Origin of the sequence: Roseibium sp. MMSF_3412 (assembly GCF_030733265.1) — a bacterium.
Classification (GTDB): domain Bacteria; phylum Pseudomonadota; class Alphaproteobacteria; order Rhizobiales; family Stappiaceae; genus Roseibium.
This window is the reverse complement of record NZ_JASHJI010000012.1, coordinates 101,350-118,862: the sequence shown is the minus strand read 5'-3', so window position 1 is coordinate 118,862 and position 17,513 is coordinate 101,350. Positions and strand designations below refer to the sequence as shown.

Below are 17,513 nucleotides of genomic sequence, written 5' to 3'. Positions count from 1 at the left end.
TTTGATTGACGAAGGCCGCGCCAGCCAGGCGGACCGAATGCTCACCATCCAGGATCTTCATGTCTTTCACGGGCCGATCGAAGCGGTTCACGGCATTTCCCTCAACGTGGAAAGGGGCAAGTGCATTTCGCTTCTAGGACCGAATGGTGCCGGGAAAACATCGACCATATCCGCGATCACGGGCATTGCGCGCGCGACCGGGTCCATCCGGTTCGAGGACCGCGAAATTTCAGCCGACAGTGTCGAGGCGCGCATAGCGTCGGGCATCGCGGTGTCGCCGGAGGGACGACGGATTTTCTCCAACCTGACGATCCTTGAAAATCTTACGCTTGGCGCTGCGCTGCAGAGGGATCAGGCGGAAAAGGGCAGGGACATCGATCACTGGTTCTCACTGTTTCCCATTCTTGCCGAACGCCGGGACCAGGCAGCCGGCACGCTGTCCGGCGGTGAACAGCAGATGCTTGCGATTGCCCGCGCGCTGATGGCGAGACCGAAGATCCTGCTTCTGGACGAGCCAAGCCTCGGGCTCGCGCCAAAGATCGTGCGGCAGATATTCGATCTGATCGGCACACTGAAAGACAAGGGCATGACGATCCTGCTGGTTGAACAAAATGCGACGCAAGCGCTCAAACTGGCGGATTACGCCTACCTGATGAGCTCAGGCCGGATCGTTGCGCATGGTACAGCGGACGAACTTGGAAAGAGCGACAAGCTGATGGCAGAGCTGACGGGGGTCGCCTGATATGGAATATGTCATTCAGCAGGGGTTGAACGCACTCAGTTTCGGTGCCGAATACGCTCTGCTGGCGCTTGGACTTGCCATTGTCTTTTCGATCATGGGGCTGGTTAATTTTGCTCATGGCGAAATAATTGCCGTCGGCGGCTACACCATGGTTGCCTTTGCCGCGCTTGCCATCGGTAATCCGGTGATCGTGATGGCAGGCGCAGTCATTGCCGCGATGCTGGCCTCACTCACGCTGGAACGGGTCGCCTTTCGGCCGGTGCGCAAGGCCGATCCGACGACCGGGCTCCTGACAGCCTTCGGCGTCTCCATCGTCCTGCAGAATGTCTTCCTGATGTTCGTGTCGCCGCGCCCGATTGCCGTGACGTCGCTCTATTTCCTCGACTGGCCGATCGAGATCGCCGGAATACGTCTTGCCTCCCTGCAGGTTTTCGAAACGCTCACGACGATTGTGGTGATCGTGGCGCTGATGCTGTTTCTGCGCCGCACCGTTCTCGGGCTCGCCGTTCGCGCGGCATCGCTCGATTTTGAGATGGTGCGGCTTACCGGCATCAAGGCCAACCGCGTCTTTGCGATGGCGTTTCTGATCTCGGGCCTACTTGCCGGGCTTGCATGCATCTTCATCATGGCGCGGCGCGGCAGTGTCGATCCGCACCTGGGTTTTGATCCCGTTCTTAAAGCGTTTGTCGCCTGTGTTGTCGGGGGCTTCGGAAGTCTTCCGGGGGCCGTGCTGGGCGGGTTCCTGCTCGGGGCCGTCGAGGTCGCGATGCTGGTGATGCTGCCGCAGAGCCTAGGGGGGATGACGGACGCCTTCGTGTTCATGATCGTGGCGCTGATCCTGATCTGGCGGCCTGACGGCATCCTGTCTCCCGCCATCGAAAAGGGAGACAAGTTGTGATCCGGCTGAGCCAGAGCCAGCGGTCGGGACTGGTCGGGGCGGCGTTGCTGGCGGCCGTCCTGGTGGTGATCGGCGTGGCGACGCTCTATTTCGGCTCGCGCTACCAAATCCGGCTCGTGTACTCGGCCTATGTCAATCTGATTGTCGTTCTCGGCCTGCAGGTGTTCATGGGAAATGCGCGGATAACCAATCTTTCGCACAGTGCTTTCATGGGGATCGGGGCCTATGCAGCTGCCCTCTGCGTCACGCCGGAAAACATCAAGAAGATTTCATTGCCCGCCGCTCCGTGGGGCCTTGCCGACTTTTCGCTCGACCCGGTCCTTTCCGCTGCCATTGCCATCGTGATTACGGCGGTTCTGGCCTTTCTGCTCGGCCTGTTTATCGTGCGGCTGACCAGCATCGGCGCAACCATCGTGACGCTCGCCGTTCTGGTGATCGTGCATGCCGTCTTTCTCTACCGGACCGATATCTTCAAGGGAAATCAGGCATTTTTCGGTATTCCGCAGGTGTTTGATCTTGGCTGGGTGGTGGGTATCGCCATCCTGGCGGTTGTCGTGTGCCGGCTGTTCCGGGAGAGCCGCTGGGGCATTCAGCTCAGGGCCAGCGCCGACGACGAGGTCGGTGCGGCCGCGATGGGTGTCCAGATCTACAAGCTGCGCCTGATCGCATGGGTGCTGGGCGCGGTGATCCTGGCTGTCGCCGGCATCTGTTATGCTTATTTCCTTGGCACGATTTCAGCGCGGCCCTTTTACTTCAACCATGTGTTCCTGACGCTTGCGATGCTTATCCTCGGGGGCATGCGGACGGTAACGGGGGCAGTCCTTGGAACATTCCTGATCTCGTTCGGCCTGGAAGGCGTGAGATATCTGGAGACGGGACCCGTGCTCCTTGGCATCGACCTGCCCGAGGCGCTCGGCTTGTCCGGCATCGCGCTTGGCGCCGTCATCGTGCTGACGATGGCACTCAGACCGACGGGTATCATGGGCAACCGGGAAATCGAGACATTGTTCGTTCGCAAGACATTCTAGGAGGAAGACGTGGCCTGCAATCACACGATCCACAAGCATGCGCACCATTTCGGCTGGGACAATTCGATCGATCCCATCCTGAGCGTTGCGCCCGGCGAGACCATTGAAGTGGAGACGATCGACAGCTCGGGCGGCCAGTTCAATGCGCATTCAACCGTTGCCGATCTCGGCAATCTCAGCTTCGACAAGGTCAACCCGGTTACGGGGCCGATCTTCATCGAGGGCGCCGAGCCGGGTGATGCCGTTGCGATCACCTTTCTTGATTTCAAGCCGTCCGGCTGGGGCTGGACTGCCAACATTCCCGGTTTCGGGCTTCTGACGGACCAGTTTCCGGAGCCTGCGCTGCATATCTGGACCTATGATTCCGTGTCGATGAAGCCCGCGCTGTACGGGCCGGGCGGGGCCGTTCCCCTGAAACCGTTCGTTGGCACGATCGGGCTCGCGCTCGCAGAACCCGGACTTCACTCGGTGGTGCCGCCGCGCCGCGTCGGCGGGAACCTTGATATTCGGGACAATTCTGTTGGAACGACGCTCTACTTGCCGGTCGAGATTGCCGGCGGCATGCTGTCGCTCGGGGATACGCATGCGGCCCAGGGAGACGGCGAAATCTGCGGAACGGCGATTGAAAGCCCCATGGATGTTGCGATCAAGGTGGACCTGGTCAAGCAGGCGAACTACGCGTTTCCCCGCTTTGAAACGAATGGACCGGTGACGCGGCATTTCGATGCCAAGGGCTACAAGGCGACAACCGGTATCGGAGAAGATCTGATGCAGGCGGCGCGCGATGCGGTGTCGGGTATGGTCGACTGGGTCTCTACAACGACCGGCATGAGCGCGTTGGACGCTTATATGCTGTGCTCTGTCTGCGGCGATCTTCGAATCTCGGAAATTGTCGACATGCCCAACTGGACCGTTTCCTTTTATTTTCCCAAGAGCGTTCTGGATTGAGAGCGGCTTCAAAATTAATTTTGGCGTAATGCCGTTTTCGCGTCATGCGATCCTGAACGCCTTGGAAATCCATTCAGGATTGACGCAACGTATGCATTGAACATGCCTTAAGGGAAAAAAATCCTGTTTAAGGTGTTGAGACGGCGTCAATTCCCAAACCGACTCTGATAACATCCCGCCCTGTTGTCGCAACCTGCGCGGTGGGACCGGTTGTTGACCGACGCGCAATACCGAGTTGCAGATCGTGTAACCGGACGTCAATCGGGCTGAAAGATCCATGCAGAGACTGGATTTTGAGTTGGACAAGGCTCAGGTCAAGCGCGCCTGGGGCGTGATCGACCGGGAGTTTCAGTCTCTCGGCCTTGTTCTGCGGCGCGGTTCCGATTTCGATCTGGTTGAAGCCATGGCCGCGGAGAGCGGGTTTCCGCCACTTGAAGGCCACTTTACGCCAACGCTGAACACTTACACGCCGTCACAGGCCTTCTGGCTTGCCCTGACCGACAAGGACGGCAAGATGGTCGGGCGCGTTTGCGCACGGTTCGACAGAATGGAATATCCGATGACGCTCACGGATTTCTGGCGGAAGTATTTTCACCGATGCTATCCGAATGCCGTGGGCGGGCAGGTCGTTCTGGAAGAAGACCAGCCGCGGGTCGGACGGCGCATTACGGGCGACGTCGTCTATCTTGGCGGGACCTATGTGGCCCGCGACTGGAGACGGCACAAACTTGGCGGGCTGTTGAACCAGCTCGCCCAGATCGAGGCATTGCACGACTGGGGAGCCGGTTTCTACTATGGCTGGATCCAGGGCCACACGTTTCTGGACGGGTTCTGGCGCGAATGCGGATTTACCAGATGTTCCCATCATGCATTGCGCTGGGCCGAGCCATTGCCTGGTACGCTGGATGCCAATCTGATTTTTGCCGGCAATAGCGTTGATGATGTGTGCGATCTGATAGATCGCGTCGCTCGTGGATTTCCAGCAATTCCATCAGACAGAATATTCTCACAATCCCCGAGCGGGTCTCGAACCTGACCAGGAGACGCTGGAGCGTCATGTCGGGAACACCCGCGCCAAGGCGGTTGCCCGTGCGCTGAATATCCAGCCACGGATCGCCTCTGAACACTGTCTGATACCCGTCCGCAACGCCCTTGCGGTAAACCTGCGGCAGGAAACTGGTCGCCGGCTTTTGCGCCTCCGGATCGAGCGCATGCGGGAAGAACCGTCTGAAGGTTGTTTCCTTGCCGGCAAACGTGATCGTCGGAACGTCGCCCGGATTGGCGGAGGGAAGCGTCAGAAGCAGCCAGGGGCTCAGCTTCGTCATCCGGCTGTCCCGGATCATGACGCCGCGGTTTTCTTTCCAGGTGTTGAGCAGGAACTGCGCCCGCTCGCCTGCCAGACCGTTCTCTACATTTGAGAGCGGTAGTGGCTCAACAAAGGTATTCTTGCTCATCTATCTGTCCAAAGGGTCCCGGGTTCGGCTGGAATCCGCGCTGGATTGCTTCGGCGAAAATGTCGCCTCGAGCCTCGACCGCAAGTTCCGCACGCTCCGTATCCGTCAGTAGACTGGTCTGGTCGTGATTGAACATGTTGAAACAGTGAAAGTCCAGCAGATACAGACAGTCGTATCTGGCTGCGATTTCAAAGAGTTCAAGGAACTCGAGCTGTTCCTTTGTAAATTCCTGCACACTCATGTTTTCTACCGTTACTTTTTCAGTTTGACGAGAGCCTCGTAGACAAAGAACACGCTTTCCAGGATTTCGAACTGGTTCATGCGTTGATGTTCCGGTTTCCGGTTGTTTTGCTCAACAACGCTTTCCAGCGCCTTCAGGTACAGTTCCTTGTCCAGGCTCTGGCGATCCCGGCTTGTGTCCTGGGGAACCTCGCCGGGCAGCGGTGCTTTCAGTTCCCGTGACAGCAACAGCATGTGTTCTGCACTGAGAGCCTGTTTTCCCTTTCGAATCCGGGACACGGAGGCCGGTGTCAGCCGGAGCAGATCCGCGACCTCGGTATTCTTCATTCCGCTGGCTTCGATGGCGTTGTTCGCCCAGGTTGTAACGTCGAAGCCGTTTTCACCCGCAGGTGATTCCATGTTACGCGTCCCGTAAGATTTATTACTAAACTCTTAACGAATATTACGCGTTGCGACATAAAATGCAACGTCAGACTCCCCCAGCGGAAACTGATCCACGAAGAAACTGCAATTGTGCTTAATGCCGCGAAAACATGCGCGCAGCGGCAGTTTCATGGAAAAAGAGCAAAGGCCGGCCGTCTTTTTTGCGCACGCCGGCGCGTGCGGGAGCGGATCGGGAGAGACCCGGCTTGCCGGTTTCCGCGGACATCCAGCGGCCTCGGGCCTGCGTATTCCTTTGAACAAAAATCGGATGCGGGCCACATTGAAAGATGTGATGATGACAGCCAAAGACGTCCAGAGGGTTGACCGGATGAAGCGTGCTATCGCCAGATTTGCAGTTGTTGTTGTCTTGTTTGCCATTGCGCTGCCGGCAGCAGCCCTGGCGGATGAAGCTCTCAAAAATGTCCGCTGGCTGTTGTCAAATCCAGAAAGGCTGCCGCTCATCGTTGAAAAACGGCGCAATGAAATCGCGGCCTACTACAATTCCGACGAGGCACAACTGCTCTGGCTCGACCAGCCGCGCAGCCACGAGCTCACCAGCGAGATGCAACTGGCCTATCTTCAGGGTCTGCGGACGGAAGACTATCCGGCCGACGTGCTTGAAGATGCGGTTCTCTCGATCAACAGTCTTTCGTCTCCGGCGGATATTGCCTGGGTCGAGTTGCTCTATACCGGTCATTTCCTGGACTTTGCGCACGATCTGAGGGCAGGGCGCGTCTCGCCCCGGGTGCTCTATCCCGATGCCTATATGCCCTCCAACTCCATCGATACGATCGATGCCCTGTCGCGGCTTTCGTCCTCCGAGGAAATGTCGGCGTTCATCGATATCTGGCAACCGCAGGACGATACCTACAGACGCCTCAAAGGCCACTTGCAGCATCTCTACGACATTCAGGACGGCGGCGGATTTACGTTCCTGGACCCGGGCTCCGTGCCCGTTCCCGATCTGCGCCGCCGGCTCCTTGAAGACGGTCTTCTGGCCGATGCATCGGACGATACGGACTATGACAAGCGCCTGGCCTTCGCGGTCGGTCAGGCGCATCTTCGTTACGGGCTAGAGATTTCCGGACAGGTCACGCCCGAACTGGTGCGTGCACTCAACATACCGGTGGATCGCCGGATCGAGCAGCTGACGAATGCCATGGAGCGCATTCGCTGGCTTCCGAACGAATATTCCCGGCTCCAGCTCTACGTGAACAAGGGCGAGAACACCTACGTTTTCCTTGAGGACGGACGCGTTGTGCGTGAGGGGCAGGCCTATCCGAACTGCCCGGACAGAAACCATACGACGCTGGCGACCACCATCGAAGCGGTCACGTTCCACCCGACTTGGCAGGTGCCATGGGAGTTTTTCGGAAAGGAACTGCTGCCGCGCCTCAAGCAGGACCCCGAGCAGGTTGAAGCGGCCGGTTACTATCTGAAGCGCAGCGGTGCAGATGTCCCGCTGGATGCGCTTCCCTGGAAGGAAGCGAGCCTGCGCGATATCGAGCGGGCAAGCAACCGGGAGCAATATGCGCTTTTTCTGCCAGCTTCCAGCGAGAACCCGCTTGGCCAGTATGCCTACCGGCTGCGGCAGGAGCAGAGACTGCAGCTGTTTGATCTGTCGGCGGCGCCCGAGGATGACCTTTTCTGCAATCCCTATCTTCCGAAGACTGCCTTCGGGATCATCAACGGACTGGATATCCTGGACCAGATCATCGAGCCGCGCGTCTTGCCTGCCGATGGGATCGAAGACCGGATTTCCAGGCAGGACACGGTCACCTTTCCCGCCCGTGGCGGGCTGATGGCCGTGGTTTCACACCAGTCCGTCTGGGTCCAGCGACAGGGATTGATCCGCTTTGGTCACGACCCCTATCTGGAAGACGCCCGCCTGACCGCTGCGCTCTCCGGTCGTCCGAAACCCTGAGGGAACGGTCAGTGCCAAGCGCGCAGGGCGCAAGCCGGGTCGGGCCCGGAGTGGCTCGAAAGTGTGGAACGAGCTTCACAGCAACATGATCAGGGTGCCCGCGAGCGTGAGCAACACGTTCGCAAGGGCATAAGTGCCCGCATATCCGAGTGCCGGGACCGTGCTCTTGGCCGCCTGCTGCACGATACCGAGGGCGGGGGTGCTGGTCATGGCACCGGTAAGCGCGCCCAGGAGCAACGCCGGGTTCATGCCGAGGGCCAGCCGCCCGAAGACGTACCCGCACAGCAGCGGCAGGCAGGTGACGATCACGCCAGACAGGAACAGGACCGGGCCGACGGACCCGATTGCATTGGCGATCCCGCCGCCGGCATTCAGTCCCACCCCGACCATGAACAGCAGCAGACCGAGCTCCATCATGATGAACCGTGCCGCGGCCGGCATGCGGCCGAAGGTCGGACGGTTGGCACGCAGGAAACCAACGCAGATACCGGCAACCAGCAATCCGCCGGCCGTGCCGATGCCGACATCAATCTCGCCGATCCTGACAGTGATCTGACCGAGCAGCAGGCCGAACACGATGCCGGCCGCAAAGGTCAGCAGGTCCGTTTCGACAGCTTTTCGATCTTCCGCGCCGAGTTCTGAAATGGCCCGGTCGAGCGCGCGGCGTTCCCCGGTCAGGATCATCACGTCTCCACGCTGGACAACCGTTCCGGTGGCAAGGGGCAGCTGGATCTGGGACCGGGTAATCCGGGTCAGGTAACAGCCGTGGCGTTCGTATATGCCGAGCTGCTCAAGTGATTTGCCGACCGCATATGGATTGGTGACCACGACTTCCGCCACATCGACGACGGCATCGATCAGATCCCGGTCCAGAACCTCGGCGCCCAGGTTGTAAAGGTCTCTTGCCTTGGCGTGTTCTTCGGGCGTTGCGAAGACGGCAACCTTGTCTCCGACTTCGATGATCGTGCTGGGCTCAGGATCGATCAGTTCGGCTCCGCGCTTCAGCCGGTAAAGCGACCTGACGCTGATCTCCTTCGGTGAACGGGCCGTCAGCGCCTGCGCGATCGTGAGGCCGTCAAGGTCCGGATCGTCGATGAGATAAGCACGCAGGATCGGCCGGTCGATCGTGTCCTCGACATTTTCCTGCTTGAAGCCGCGTTCGTTTGCAAAGGTTTCAGCTGCTGCCGCCAGGTCGACACGCAGAAGGTTCGGCAACAGTTTCACGATCAGGAGAAGGCCTACCGTGCCGAAGATATAAGTGATCGCGTAGGCGACGCTGATGCTCTCGATAAGGCTGTTTTGTGTTTGTCCGGCAGCGGGTGCCACAAGCCCGGACGAAACCGCATTCTGCGCCCCGACCAGGGTTGGCGTGCTTGTCAGGCTGCCGGCCATCAGCCCGGCGGAAAAGGAGTTGGAAAGACCCGTCATCCAGGCAAGGCCGAGCACAAGAAGGAAGGACCCGCCCGCCATGAAGATTGTCAGGACCAGATACTTGGGTCCGTCCTGACGCATCACGTTTAGGATCTGAGGTCCGGCCTGCCAGCCGACGGAATAGATGAAAAGCGTGAAGCCGATCGCCTGAACGATGGGGTCGATCGTGTAGCCGTAGTGCCCGAACATGAGAGCGCAAAGCAGCACGCCACCGGTGACGCCGATTTCAAACCGTGCGATGCGGATATTGCCGATCAGGTAACCGATCGCGATGATCGTGAAGATCACCAGCACCGAATCCTGCTGGAAGATCTGCGTAAAGTCGATGGTCATGTTTTTGTCTTGTCTTGCGCGAGGCCAATGCCGGACAAGTCGGTTTGCCGCCGGTCAGATGCGCGCACTGTCGTAAAGTCGGCCCCTCCTGATCGTCTCTTGCGTCAAAATAATGACGAAGGGTGCCGTTTGACCTGAGTGCGAGCCAAACGGTACGGATTTTTCATTGATACGGGAGGCTGGATCAGGCGCTGGCCTGTTCAGGTTCCGTCGGGTGCAGATCCTGTTTTTTTGCCGCTGCATTGAGACTGCGGATCTCGCTTGATGCGGCAATTTCCTGTGTTGTGGCAAATCTCTCGTGGTTCTGGGCCACTTTGGCAAGGTCGTAAAGGTAATTCACCATAACCCCGGCTGATTGCGCACGCCCCTTTGGAGACGTGTCGGCGACCGCGTGGACGGCGTGGATCATGGCGCCGTTTCCAAGGTGAAAGCGGGCAACCGGGTCGACAGGTTCGCCGTCGGGGCGTTTTGCGGACATCAGATAATAGGCGGCAAGTGTCCTCAGTTGCTTCGTATCTGAGTCTTCAAAAGCGATGTCCTGAGATGTCAGCCACCTGGTCAGACCGGGGATCGGCGACAATGTGACAAAGGACTTCAGTCCCGGCAATTCTGACGCCAGATCGGACGCAACCTGTTTGATCAGGGAGTTTCCGAACGAAATCCCGGCAAGACCCGCCTGGCAGTTGGATATGGAATAAAAGACGGCCGTCTTTGCCGCGTCTGCTGCAATGATCTCGCGCTCGTCGGTAAGAAGCTGCTGAATGGAACCGGGAATGTCGCCTGTCAGCGCCACCTCCACAAAGATCAGCGGTTCGTCCGGCATGGTCGGGTGGAAAAATGCGAAACAGCGGCGGTCATCCGGCACAAGCCTGTGGCGCAGGTCTTCCCAGCTGGCGATTTCATGAACGGATTCATAGGCGATGATCTTTTCCAGGATATGTGCAGGGCTTTCCCAACTGATCGGCCGCAGAACCAGAAATCCCCGGTTGAACCAGGACACGAACAGGTGCCTGAAATCCTGATCGAGCGCCTGGAGTTCGGGATCGTTCTTGCCAAGTGTCAGAAGGTCGGCCCGCATCTTCACCAGGATTTCCGTCGCCCCGGGGATCTGGTTCAACCGCCTGATGAGTTCCTGCCGGTCCGGTTCAACGGCCGTCATGAAAGCCCGGTAGCTCTGCTTGCTCGGGTTGTTCTCGTAGTCATCCAGCGTGCTGCGCACCTTGTCGGGGTCGATGTTCATGTCGCTTGCCAGATGCCGGAAAAACGAGAGTTTTTCCTCGTCATCCATTGCCTGGTAGCGCTTCAGGATGTGATTGGCAGCCGACAGTCCGGTGATCTCGCCGGTCGCACCGACAAGTGCGGTGATCAGTTCTTCCATCGAGCGGGAATCGGGTTTGTCGAGCACAGCGGCCAGGTATCTGCGTTCAAAGATGGTCGACAACAAATCTCCGAGGATGGTCATCGCGTTCTCCTGGGGCTGTAAACATCTCGACGCCGCGGCGGCGATCCTTGAAGGCGCACGCAAGCGGCTGCAACAGGCTCTGCGCAGCAAATCATAGGCCGAGCATCAGGCCTTGCCCAATTGTCCTTTTGGTGAGGCAATCCGATCGCTTCGCGCCTGTCAGGACATTTCGACACGTTTCGTCGAAAGGCCGACGGAAACCGTGAAGCTGCCCTCGTTCACAAGCCAGCGGCGGATGGTGAATGTCCGCACACCCTTTTTGTGCATGGGATCTTCGGCTGCGTAGCTCCTGGCCTCTTCCAGCGAAGGCGCCCTGTAGATGATCATGCCTTCGCCCTCCAGATTCTCACCGGATGCATCGGAGACAGGACCTGCGAAAACCAGCTTTCCTTCCTGCTCCATCCTGCCCTGGTACGCGAGATGATCGGGCAGGGTACCGGGCAGATCGGCGTCCGGACCGGAAGGAATCGTGTTCACGACATAGAGTTCCAGAGCAAGGGATCCGCGCTCCTTGGCCATACGTTTGTAGTCGTTCCATTTCGGCATGCAGCACCTCCAATTTTTCTTAGATTAAAAAAATCGATATTATTTGACAATCTTAAAAATAGTCGTCAAAGTTAGAAAAAATTTGGAAACGCCGAGGCAAAAATGCGATTCATTGTAGGGACAGGTTCGTCGGGGCAGGGTGTCTTTCTCGTGGAAGGGGAATGGGCCTGGAACCTTACGGCGGCAAACGGAAGTATCGGAACGGATCTGAGTGCGCTGGCCGCCGGCCGCATTGGCCTTGAGAGCCTGGAGGCACTGAAGGAACAGGCGGACGCCGAGCCGGTCTCTTCGCTGACCCCGGGTCTTCCGATCGAGCGCCCGGGCAAGATCATCTGTCTCGGTTTGAACTATGTCGATCACATCAAGGAAGGCGGCTATGAGATTCCTTCCTATCCGGCGCTGTTCATGCGCTGCAACACGTCCATGATCCCTGCAGGGGCACCGATGGTGCGCCCGAGCTGCTCGGAGCAACTGGATTACGAAGCCGAGCTGATGGTGATCATCGGCAAGGGCGGCAAACACATCAGCGAGCAGGACGCGCTGGATCACGTGTTCGGCTACACCATTTTCAATGACGGCTCGGTGCGCGAATACCAGCGCAAGACCCATCAGTGGACGCCCGGCAAGAATTTTGACGGCACCGGCCCGATCGGCCCGGTGATCGTAACGCCCGACGAACTGCCGGAAGGGGCCGAAGGTCTCAAGATCGAGTCGCGGGTCGGGACGGAGATCCTGCAGAGCGCGAAGACGTCGGACATGCTGTGGAGCGTCGCCCGCACGATCGCGACCGTCTCGGAGTTCACGACCTTTGAATCCGGCGATCTCCTGGCCATGGGAACGCCTCCCGGGGTCGGGCACGCCAAGACACCTCAGCGCTGGCTGCGCCCGGGCGAAGTGGTTGAAATCGAGATCGAGGGTATCGGTATCTGTGCCAACCCGGTCGTCGCGGAAGAAGACCATGTCGCGACGGAGGCCGCGGAATGACCATGGCCGCCCCTCATGCTCCGACCGGCGAGGCGCTGGACAGGCTGCGCGCCGAAGCGCATGCGCATATACGCGATCTGCGTGAGCGGATCGGCAACCTGGATGATGACGGCATCGACCTGATCCTGCGGACCGCCAGGTCGCACTACGCCTGGCAGGACAGGGCCGTGCCGCGCGAGGTTCTTGAGACGATCTACGACATCACGGCAGCGGGCCCGACGAGCATGAACACGTGCCCGGCGCGCTTCTACTTCGTCGAGAGCCACGAGGCCAAGACCCGGCTTGCCAAGGCGCTGAAAGACAAGAACATCGACAAGATGATGTCTGCGCCGGGCACGGTGATCATCGCGCATGACCTGGAATTCTGGAAGGAATTGCCGTTCCTGTTCCCGCATGAGGATCGCCGGCCGCATTTTGAGGGCAAGCCGGAACACTCCGAGACAACCGCGTTTCGCAACGGGACCCTGCAAGGGGCCTATTTCATGATCGCGGCGCGGGCACTGGGTCTTGATGTCGGGGCAATGTCCGGCTTTTCCAACAAGATTGTCGACGAGGAGTTCTTTGCCGGCACGACTCTCAGATCGAATTTCCTGTGCAACTTCGGCTATGCCGACGAGACCGCGCTGTTCCAGAAACTGCCGCGCCTTCCGTTCGACAAAGCCTGCAAGTTCCTGTGAGGCGGAAGAATGGCCTTGAAAGCAAAGACAGTCGTCAAGCTGCGCTCCTCCGCCAAGGGGATCAGCCATTCCAGGACGGATGTCGGCATCCGCGATCTGACATTTTCAATTGACGAACCCGAGGCACGCGGCGGCACGAATCTCGGACCGGCACCGACGGAGGCGGTGCTTGCTGCGCTCGCCGGATGCACCAACGTTATCGGCAACAAGTGTGCCGACAAGCTGGGTGTCGATATCGGACACCTGCTTATTGAGATCACCTGTGAGTTCGACCGCAGGGGCGTCACTCTCGAGGAGGAAATTGACGTTCCCTTTGTTGCACTGAACCAGGTGGTGACGAGCGACGGGACCGCGAATGACGACGATCTCGCGCGCGTTGCACGGGAAGTTGCCAAATACTGTCCCTTGTCGAAATTGTTCGAACAGTCGGGGACCGCACTCGAGACGGTCTGGCAGAAAGCCTGAACGCTCTGATATTCTGGGAGGAGAATGCCATGTTTGGAAAAATGACGAGACGGGGCGCACTTGCCCTTGCGCTTTTGAGCGCCACCTCGCTGCCTGTTTCCGCGACCGAGACGATCAAGGCCGTCGTGATCGATGGTTATCCGGCGCGTGCCCTCTGGGTGAAGGAATTCACCAACTTCTTCATACCGGAAGTCGACAAGCGGCTTGCGGAAACCGGCAACTACAAGATGGACTGGCAGGAAAGCTATGGCGGTTCCATCGTTAAGCCGAAAGGTGTCCTGGAAGGCATCAAGCTTGGCCTCGGTGACATCGGCATCGTGACGACGATCTTCCATTCGTCGAAACTGCCGAGCCAGGCAATTTCCGCGGTGACGCCTTTCGTTGCACCGGATTCCCGCGCGGTCGCAAAGGCGGTCGACGAGATCGCCAAGGAATTCCCGACCATGCAGAAGGAATTCGAAAAACAGAACCAGGTCTACCTGGCGACGGGCGTCGTGCTTGACACCTACCAGGTGTTTTCCAAGGACCCGATCAACAGCATTTCGGACCTTGAAGGCAAGAAGGTCGCCGGTGCCGGCATGAACCTCAGGTATCTTGAGGGCATTGACGGTGCCGCGGGTGTGCGCGGCGGTCTGACCGATTTCTACAACATGCTGCAGACCGGCCTTGTCGACAAGGCGATGCTGTGGCCGGAAGCCGCCAGTACCTTCAAGATCGCCGAAGTCGCGCCCTACATGCTGAAAGCCGACCTCGGTGCGGTGAATTCCAAGACGATCACCGTCAACAAGGACTACTGGGACGGTCTGCCGGACGAAGTGAAGCAGGTTCTGCAGGACGTTGCCGTCGAGTACCGTGATCATGTGGCAGGCATTGCCATGGACCGGGCGCAGGCCAGCCGGGACAAGTATGTCGAAGCCGGTGGCACCATTGTCGAGATGGATCCGGCCGAACGCGAAGCCTGGGCGGCCGCTATCCCGAACCTTGCTGTCGAGTGGGCCGCAGGTCTCGATTCCAAGGGTGAACCGGGCAGCGACATGCTGAAGGCCTACATGACGAAACTGCAGGATGCTGGCTTCACGCCGACCCGTGACTGGTCTGCGGAACTTTCGCAGTAAGAAAGCGGCAAAAGGGGAGAACGCCGGAATGCTGCGACCGATCCGTACTGGCGTTCGCGCCCTTTCAAACATTGCCAGCTGGGTTGCCATGGGTGCTAACGCAGTTGGCACCCTCATCGTGCTCGGCCTCGTCCTTATCGTGAATTACGACGTGGTGGCGCGCGGTCTCTTCAACGCCCCCTTCCGGGGGGCGTATGAGGTGGTCCAGTTTTCCATGGTGCTCATCGTGTTCCTTCAGCTTCCCGATGTGGTGCGGATGAACCGCTTGACGCGCTCCGACGGGTTTCTGACGATCCTGTCGACATCGCGGCCCCGGTCTGCCGGCACGATCCGGCGCACGATCAATTTCGTCTCGGGCGTGTTCATGCTGCTGGTGGCCTATGCGATCTGGCCGGAATTCGTTGAAATGTATGAAACCAAGGACTTTTTCGGCGTTCCGGGGATCTTCACAGCGCCCTGGTGGCCGATCAAGCTCGCAATCTTTCTAAGTGCCGGCCTGTGCATGATCCTGTTTTTCATCAAGGTCCTGATGCCGGATCCGGCTGTTGAGCCCGTCCGCCTCAACGAACATGCCGAGGAAAACACGTGACACCTTTTGAAATCGGCATCCTGTCCGTCATCGCGATTGTCGTCCTTGTCTATGTCGGCGTCTATATCCCGATCGCGCTTGGCCTGGTCTCGTTCGTCTCGATTATCCTGATGCGGGACAATTTCGATCTGGCGATCAACCTCCTGAAGATCGCGATCGGCGACAGCGTGATGGAATACACGTTCGCAACCGTGCCGCTGTTCACCTTCATGGGGCTGATCGTCTCCAAGGCGGGGCTGGGTGCGGATATCTACACCGTGATGAATTCCGGCTTTCGCAAGGTCAAGGGCGGGATCGGCATGGCGACCGTCGGGGCCAATGCCGTCTTTGCCGCCGTGACCGGGTCGTCCATCGCCTCCGCCTCGGTGTTCTCAAAGGTCTCCGTGCCGCAGATGCTGGCGTTCGACTACAATCCGCGTTTCGCGGTCGGCGTGGTTGCCGGGTCGTCTGTCCTCGGCATGATCATTCCACCCTCCGCGATGCTGATCATCTATTCCTTCGTTGCGGAACAGAGTGTCGGTGACATGTTCCTCGCCGGGGTGGTGCCGGGCCTACTTCTGGCCGCCGCCTATGTGATCGCGATCTTCCTCATGGGACGCGTGACGCCGAAATATGTCGGTGGGCGACCGGCGGAGGAAACGGAATGGATGTCCCCGCTGGAAATCGCGGACAAGACCCTGCCGACGCTGATCCTGATCGTGGCCGTTCTCGGCGGCATCTACACCGGCTGGCTGACGCCGGTCGAAGCGGGAGCGACCGGGTCGCTGCTCGGGTTGGTGATCGCCGCTTTCCGCAAGAAACTGACACTGAAGACGCTCTGGCACGCGCTTCTTGAGACGGGTCACATTACCGCTTCGATCCTGTTCCTCATTACTGCAGCGTCCATCTACAGCCGCATGCTCGGGCTTGCAGGACTGCCGAACGAACTCGGCGACCTTCTGACCGACACACAGCTGACCTTCTTCTGGATCATGGTGATTTACGTTGCGATGATGATCTTTCTCGGAACGATCCTCGACACGGCTTCCATCATCCTGATCGTGGTGCCGCTGTTCCTGCCGCTGGTCGAACCGATGGGTCTGTCCCTGGTGTGGTTCGGCATCATCACCGTTGTCGGTGCGGAAATCGGCCTGCTCACGCCGCCGCTCGGCATTTCCTGTTTTGTCATCAAGGCCACGCTGAACGATCCGCGCATCTCGCTGAAGGACGTTTTTGTCGGGGCCTTTCCGTTTGCGCTCGTCATGCTGATCGTGCTGGTCGCGCTGATCCGCTGGCCGTCGCTGAGCCTGGCTATCCTGAACTAGAAGGTGTCCCATGCGTCACGTCACAAAAGACAACATAACCGATGTTTTCATGGGGTATTTCGGCCCGGATACCGATCCGCGCCTGAAGGAAATCCTGAAAAGCCTGGTCACGCATCTGCACGACTTCGCCCGCGAGACCAACCTCACCCATGAGGAGTGGCGCAAGGGTATCGAATTCCTGGAAGCCGCCGGCAATATTTCCGACGCCGAGCGCCACGAATTTGTACTGCTGTCGGACGTGCTCGGCCTGTCCTCGCTGGTCGACATGCTGCATTCCAGCCCGAAGGGAACGTCGTCGAGCGTACTCGGCCCGTTCCACATCACCGGCGCCCCGCCGCTGGCGATCGGCGGAGACATGCGCCGCGCCTATGGCGGTGAGGTGCTCCTTGCCAAAGGCACGATCCGGGACGAGGACGGCAACCCGATCGAGGGCGCGGAACTCGATATCTGGCAGACGGCTCCGAACGGCATGTATTCAAGCCAGGACCCGGACCAGGACACCTATTCGTTTCACGGCATCCAGACGACGGGTCCTGACGGTCGCTACGGTTTCACGACGGTCAAGCCGGTGAGTTATACCGTGCCGAGCGACGGACCGGTCGGCGACATCCTGCGGGGCAGCGGGCGTCATCCCTGGCGTCCGTCGCATCTGCACTACATCGTCAAGGCCTCCGGTTTCCGGACACTGGTCACCGAGATCTTTCCTGACGATGATCCGTATCTGGACGAGGACACGGTCTTCGGTGTCCGTGACGATCTCGTCATGACCTATGTCGAGCAACCGGCCGGCTCATTCCCGTCCGAAGGCTATGCGCTTTCCGGCAAGGTGGACGGCGCCTGGCTGCTCGCCGATTTCGATCTGGTCCTTGTGCGCGACGGTGCCTGAAGCGGCTCCCGCGCACCCCCGTTTTGTCAGCTCCTCTTCCCGAGGTGCGGAGGATGGGCGGCTC

The 17,513-nt window shown here is 59.2% G+C and carries 18 protein-coding genes; 13 read left to right on the top strand and 5 right to left on the bottom strand.

Annotated features, from left to right (window positions below):
• Positions 1–37 precede the first annotated feature (37 nt).
• The 5 genes from RBB49_RS19840 to RBB49_RS19820 all read left to right on the top strand — a co-directional run bounded on the left by RBB49_RS19840 (position 38) and on the right by RBB49_RS19820 (position 4,652).
• Positions 38–742, top strand: a complete 705-nt coding sequence (locus RBB49_RS19840) for an ABC transporter ATP-binding protein (protein WP_306144624.1) — start codon at positions 38–40, stop codon at positions 740–742.
• Between the two features lies 1 nt (position 743).
• The gene (locus tag RBB49_RS19835; protein WP_306144623.1) at positions 744–1,640 is read left to right on the top strand and encodes a branched-chain amino acid ABC transporter permease; all 897 of its coding nucleotides are present in this window, start codon (positions 744–746) and stop codon (positions 1,638–1,640) included.
• Complete coding sequence (locus RBB49_RS19830; RefSeq protein WP_306144622.1) at positions 1,637–2,668, top strand: branched-chain amino acid ABC transporter permease; 1,032 nt, start codon at positions 1,637–1,639, stop codon at positions 2,666–2,668. Before RBB49_RS19835 ends, RBB49_RS19830 begins: the two co-directional genes overlap by 4 nt.
• 9 nt (positions 2,669–2,677) lie before the next feature.
• Positions 2,678–3,616 (top strand): acetamidase/formamidase family protein, encoded by a 939-nt coding sequence (locus RBB49_RS19825; RefSeq protein ID WP_306144621.1) that lies wholly within the window; start codon positions 2,678–2,680, stop codon positions 3,614–3,616.
• A gap of 277 nt (positions 3,617–3,893) precedes the next feature.
• Positions 3,894–4,652, top strand: coding sequence for a hypothetical protein (locus RBB49_RS19820; protein ID WP_306144620.1), 759 nt, complete (start codon positions 3,894–3,896; stop codon positions 4,650–4,652).
• 395 nt (positions 4,653–5,047) lie between these two features.
• Here RBB49_RS19820 and RBB49_RS19815 read toward each other — a convergent pair whose 3' ends face one another.
• Positions 5,048–5,311, bottom strand: coding sequence for a hypothetical protein (locus RBB49_RS19815; RefSeq protein ID WP_306144619.1), 264 nt, complete (start codon positions 5,309–5,311; stop codon positions 5,048–5,050).
• Positions 5,312–5,322: 11 nt separating this feature from the next.
• Positions 5,323–5,709 (bottom strand): helix-turn-helix transcriptional regulator, encoded by a 387-nt coding sequence (locus RBB49_RS19810; protein WP_306144618.1) that lies wholly within the window; start codon positions 5,707–5,709, stop codon positions 5,323–5,325.
• 319 nt (positions 5,710–6,028) lie between these two features.
• Here RBB49_RS19810 and RBB49_RS19805 point away from each other — a divergent pair, with 319 nt between their 5' ends.
• On the top strand, positions 6,029–7,657 hold the full coding sequence (locus tag RBB49_RS19805) for a hypothetical protein (protein WP_306144617.1): 1,629 nt from the start codon (positions 6,029–6,031) through the stop codon (positions 7,655–7,657).
• Positions 7,658–7,732: 75 nt separating this feature from the next.
• Here the strand turns inward: RBB49_RS19805 and RBB49_RS19800 are convergent, their stop codons facing one another.
• The 3 genes from RBB49_RS19800 to RBB49_RS19790 all read right to left on the bottom strand — a co-directional run bounded on the left by RBB49_RS19800 (position 7,733) and on the right by RBB49_RS19790 (position 11,429).
• Complete coding sequence (locus RBB49_RS19800; protein WP_306144616.1) at positions 7,733–9,421, bottom strand: aspartate:alanine exchanger family transporter; 1,689 nt, start codon at positions 9,419–9,421, stop codon at positions 7,733–7,735.
• A 184-nt stretch (positions 9,422–9,605) separates the two neighbouring features.
• Positions 9,606–10,883, bottom strand: a complete 1,278-nt coding sequence (locus RBB49_RS19795) for a malonyl-CoA decarboxylase (RefSeq protein ID WP_306144615.1) — start codon at positions 10,881–10,883, stop codon at positions 9,606–9,608.
• A gap of 159 nt (positions 10,884–11,042) precedes the next feature.
• Entirely contained in the window at positions 11,043–11,429 is a 387-nt protein-coding gene (locus RBB49_RS19790; RefSeq protein WP_306144614.1) for a YciI family protein, read from the bottom strand.
• A 102-nt stretch (positions 11,430–11,531) separates the two neighbouring features.
• Between RBB49_RS19790 and RBB49_RS19785 the strand changes: the two genes are divergently transcribed.
• The 7 genes from RBB49_RS19785 to RBB49_RS19755 are packed head-to-tail and all read left to right on the top strand — an operon-like array spanning position 11,532 to position 17,449.
• Positions 11,532–12,413 (top strand): fumarylacetoacetate hydrolase family protein, encoded by an 882-nt coding sequence (locus RBB49_RS19785; protein WP_306144613.1) that lies wholly within the window; start codon positions 11,532–11,534, stop codon positions 12,411–12,413.
• A complete protein-coding gene (locus RBB49_RS19780) occupies positions 12,410–13,090 on the top strand; it encodes a malonic semialdehyde reductase (RefSeq protein WP_306144612.1) in 681 nt (226 codons plus the stop codon). Before RBB49_RS19785 ends, RBB49_RS19780 begins: the two co-directional genes overlap by 4 nt.
• A gap of 9 nt (positions 13,091–13,099) precedes the next feature.
• Positions 13,100–13,555, top strand: a complete 456-nt coding sequence (locus tag RBB49_RS19775; RefSeq protein ID WP_306144611.1) for an OsmC family protein — start codon at positions 13,100–13,102, stop codon at positions 13,553–13,555.
• Between the two features lie 29 nt (positions 13,556–13,584).
• Positions 13,585–14,670, top strand: coding sequence for a C4-dicarboxylate TRAP transporter substrate-binding protein (locus RBB49_RS19770; protein ID WP_306144610.1), 1,086 nt, complete (start codon positions 13,585–13,587; stop codon positions 14,668–14,670).
• Positions 14,671–14,698: 28 nt separating this feature from the next.
• Positions 14,699–15,259, top strand: a complete 561-nt coding sequence (locus RBB49_RS19765; protein WP_306144609.1) for a TRAP transporter small permease subunit — start codon at positions 14,699–14,701, stop codon at positions 15,257–15,259.
• Positions 15,256–16,563: a TRAP transporter large permease gene (locus RBB49_RS19760; RefSeq protein WP_306144608.1), complete on the top strand. Its 1,308-nt coding sequence runs from the start codon at positions 15,256–15,258 to the stop codon at positions 16,561–16,563. The genes RBB49_RS19765 and RBB49_RS19760 overlap by 4 nt, the downstream gene beginning before the upstream one ends.
• A 10-nt stretch (positions 16,564–16,573) precedes the next feature.
• On the top strand, positions 16,574–17,449 hold the full coding sequence (locus RBB49_RS19755) for a dioxygenase (protein WP_306144607.1): 876 nt from the start codon (positions 16,574–16,576) through the stop codon (positions 17,447–17,449).
• The last annotated feature ends 64 nt before the right edge of the window (positions 17,450–17,513 follow it).

Excerpts from the sequence above, each read along its gene's own strand:
- RBB49_RS19835 (WP_306144623.1), top strand. The coding sequence starts at position 744 with ATGGAATATGTCATTCAGCAGGGGTTGAACGCACTCAGTTTCGGTGCC.
- RBB49_RS19770 (WP_306144610.1), top strand. The coding sequence starts at position 13,585 with ATGTTTGGAAAAATGACGAGACGGGGCGCACTTGCCCTTGCGCTTTTG.
- RBB49_RS19820 (WP_306144620.1), top strand. The coding sequence starts at position 3,894 with ATGCAGAGACTGGATTTTGAGTTGGACAAGGCTCAGGTCAAGCGCGCC.
- RBB49_RS19810 (WP_306144618.1), bottom strand. The coding sequence starts at position 5,709 with ATGGAATCACCTGCGGGTGAAAACGGCTTCGACGTTACAACCTGGGCG.
- RBB49_RS19765 (WP_306144609.1), top strand. The coding sequence starts at position 14,699 with ATGCTGCGACCGATCCGTACTGGCGTTCGCGCCCTTTCAAACATTGCC.
- RBB49_RS19805 (WP_306144617.1), top strand. The coding sequence starts at position 6,029 with ATGACAGCCAAAGACGTCCAGAGGGTTGACCGGATGAAGCGTGCTATC.
- RBB49_RS19840 (WP_306144624.1), top strand. The coding sequence starts at position 38 with ATGCTCACCATCCAGGATCTTCATGTCTTTCACGGGCCGATCGAAGCG.
- RBB49_RS19785 (WP_306144613.1), top strand. The coding sequence starts at position 11,532 with ATGCGATTCATTGTAGGGACAGGTTCGTCGGGGCAGGGTGTCTTTCTC.
- RBB49_RS19800 (WP_306144616.1), bottom strand. The coding sequence starts at position 9,421 with ATGACCATCGACTTTACGCAGATCTTCCAGCAGGATTCGGTGCTGGTG.
- RBB49_RS19775 (WP_306144611.1), top strand. The coding sequence starts at position 13,100 with ATGGCCTTGAAAGCAAAGACAGTCGTCAAGCTGCGCTCCTCCGCCAAG.
- RBB49_RS19755 (WP_306144607.1), top strand. The coding sequence starts at position 16,574 with ATGCGTCACGTCACAAAAGACAACATAACCGATGTTTTCATGGGGTAT.
- RBB49_RS19815 (WP_306144619.1), bottom strand. The coding sequence starts at position 5,311 with ATGAGTGTGCAGGAATTTACAAAGGAACAGCTCGAGTTCCTTGAACTC.
- RBB49_RS19780 (WP_306144612.1), top strand. The coding sequence starts at position 12,410 with ATGACCATGGCCGCCCCTCATGCTCCGACCGGCGAGGCGCTGGACAGG.
- RBB49_RS19795 (WP_306144615.1), bottom strand. The coding sequence starts at position 10,883 with ATGACCATCCTCGGAGATTTGTTGTCGACCATCTTTGAACGCAGATAC.
- RBB49_RS19790 (WP_306144614.1), bottom strand. The coding sequence starts at position 11,429 with ATGCCGAAATGGAACGACTACAAACGTATGGCCAAGGAGCGCGGATCC.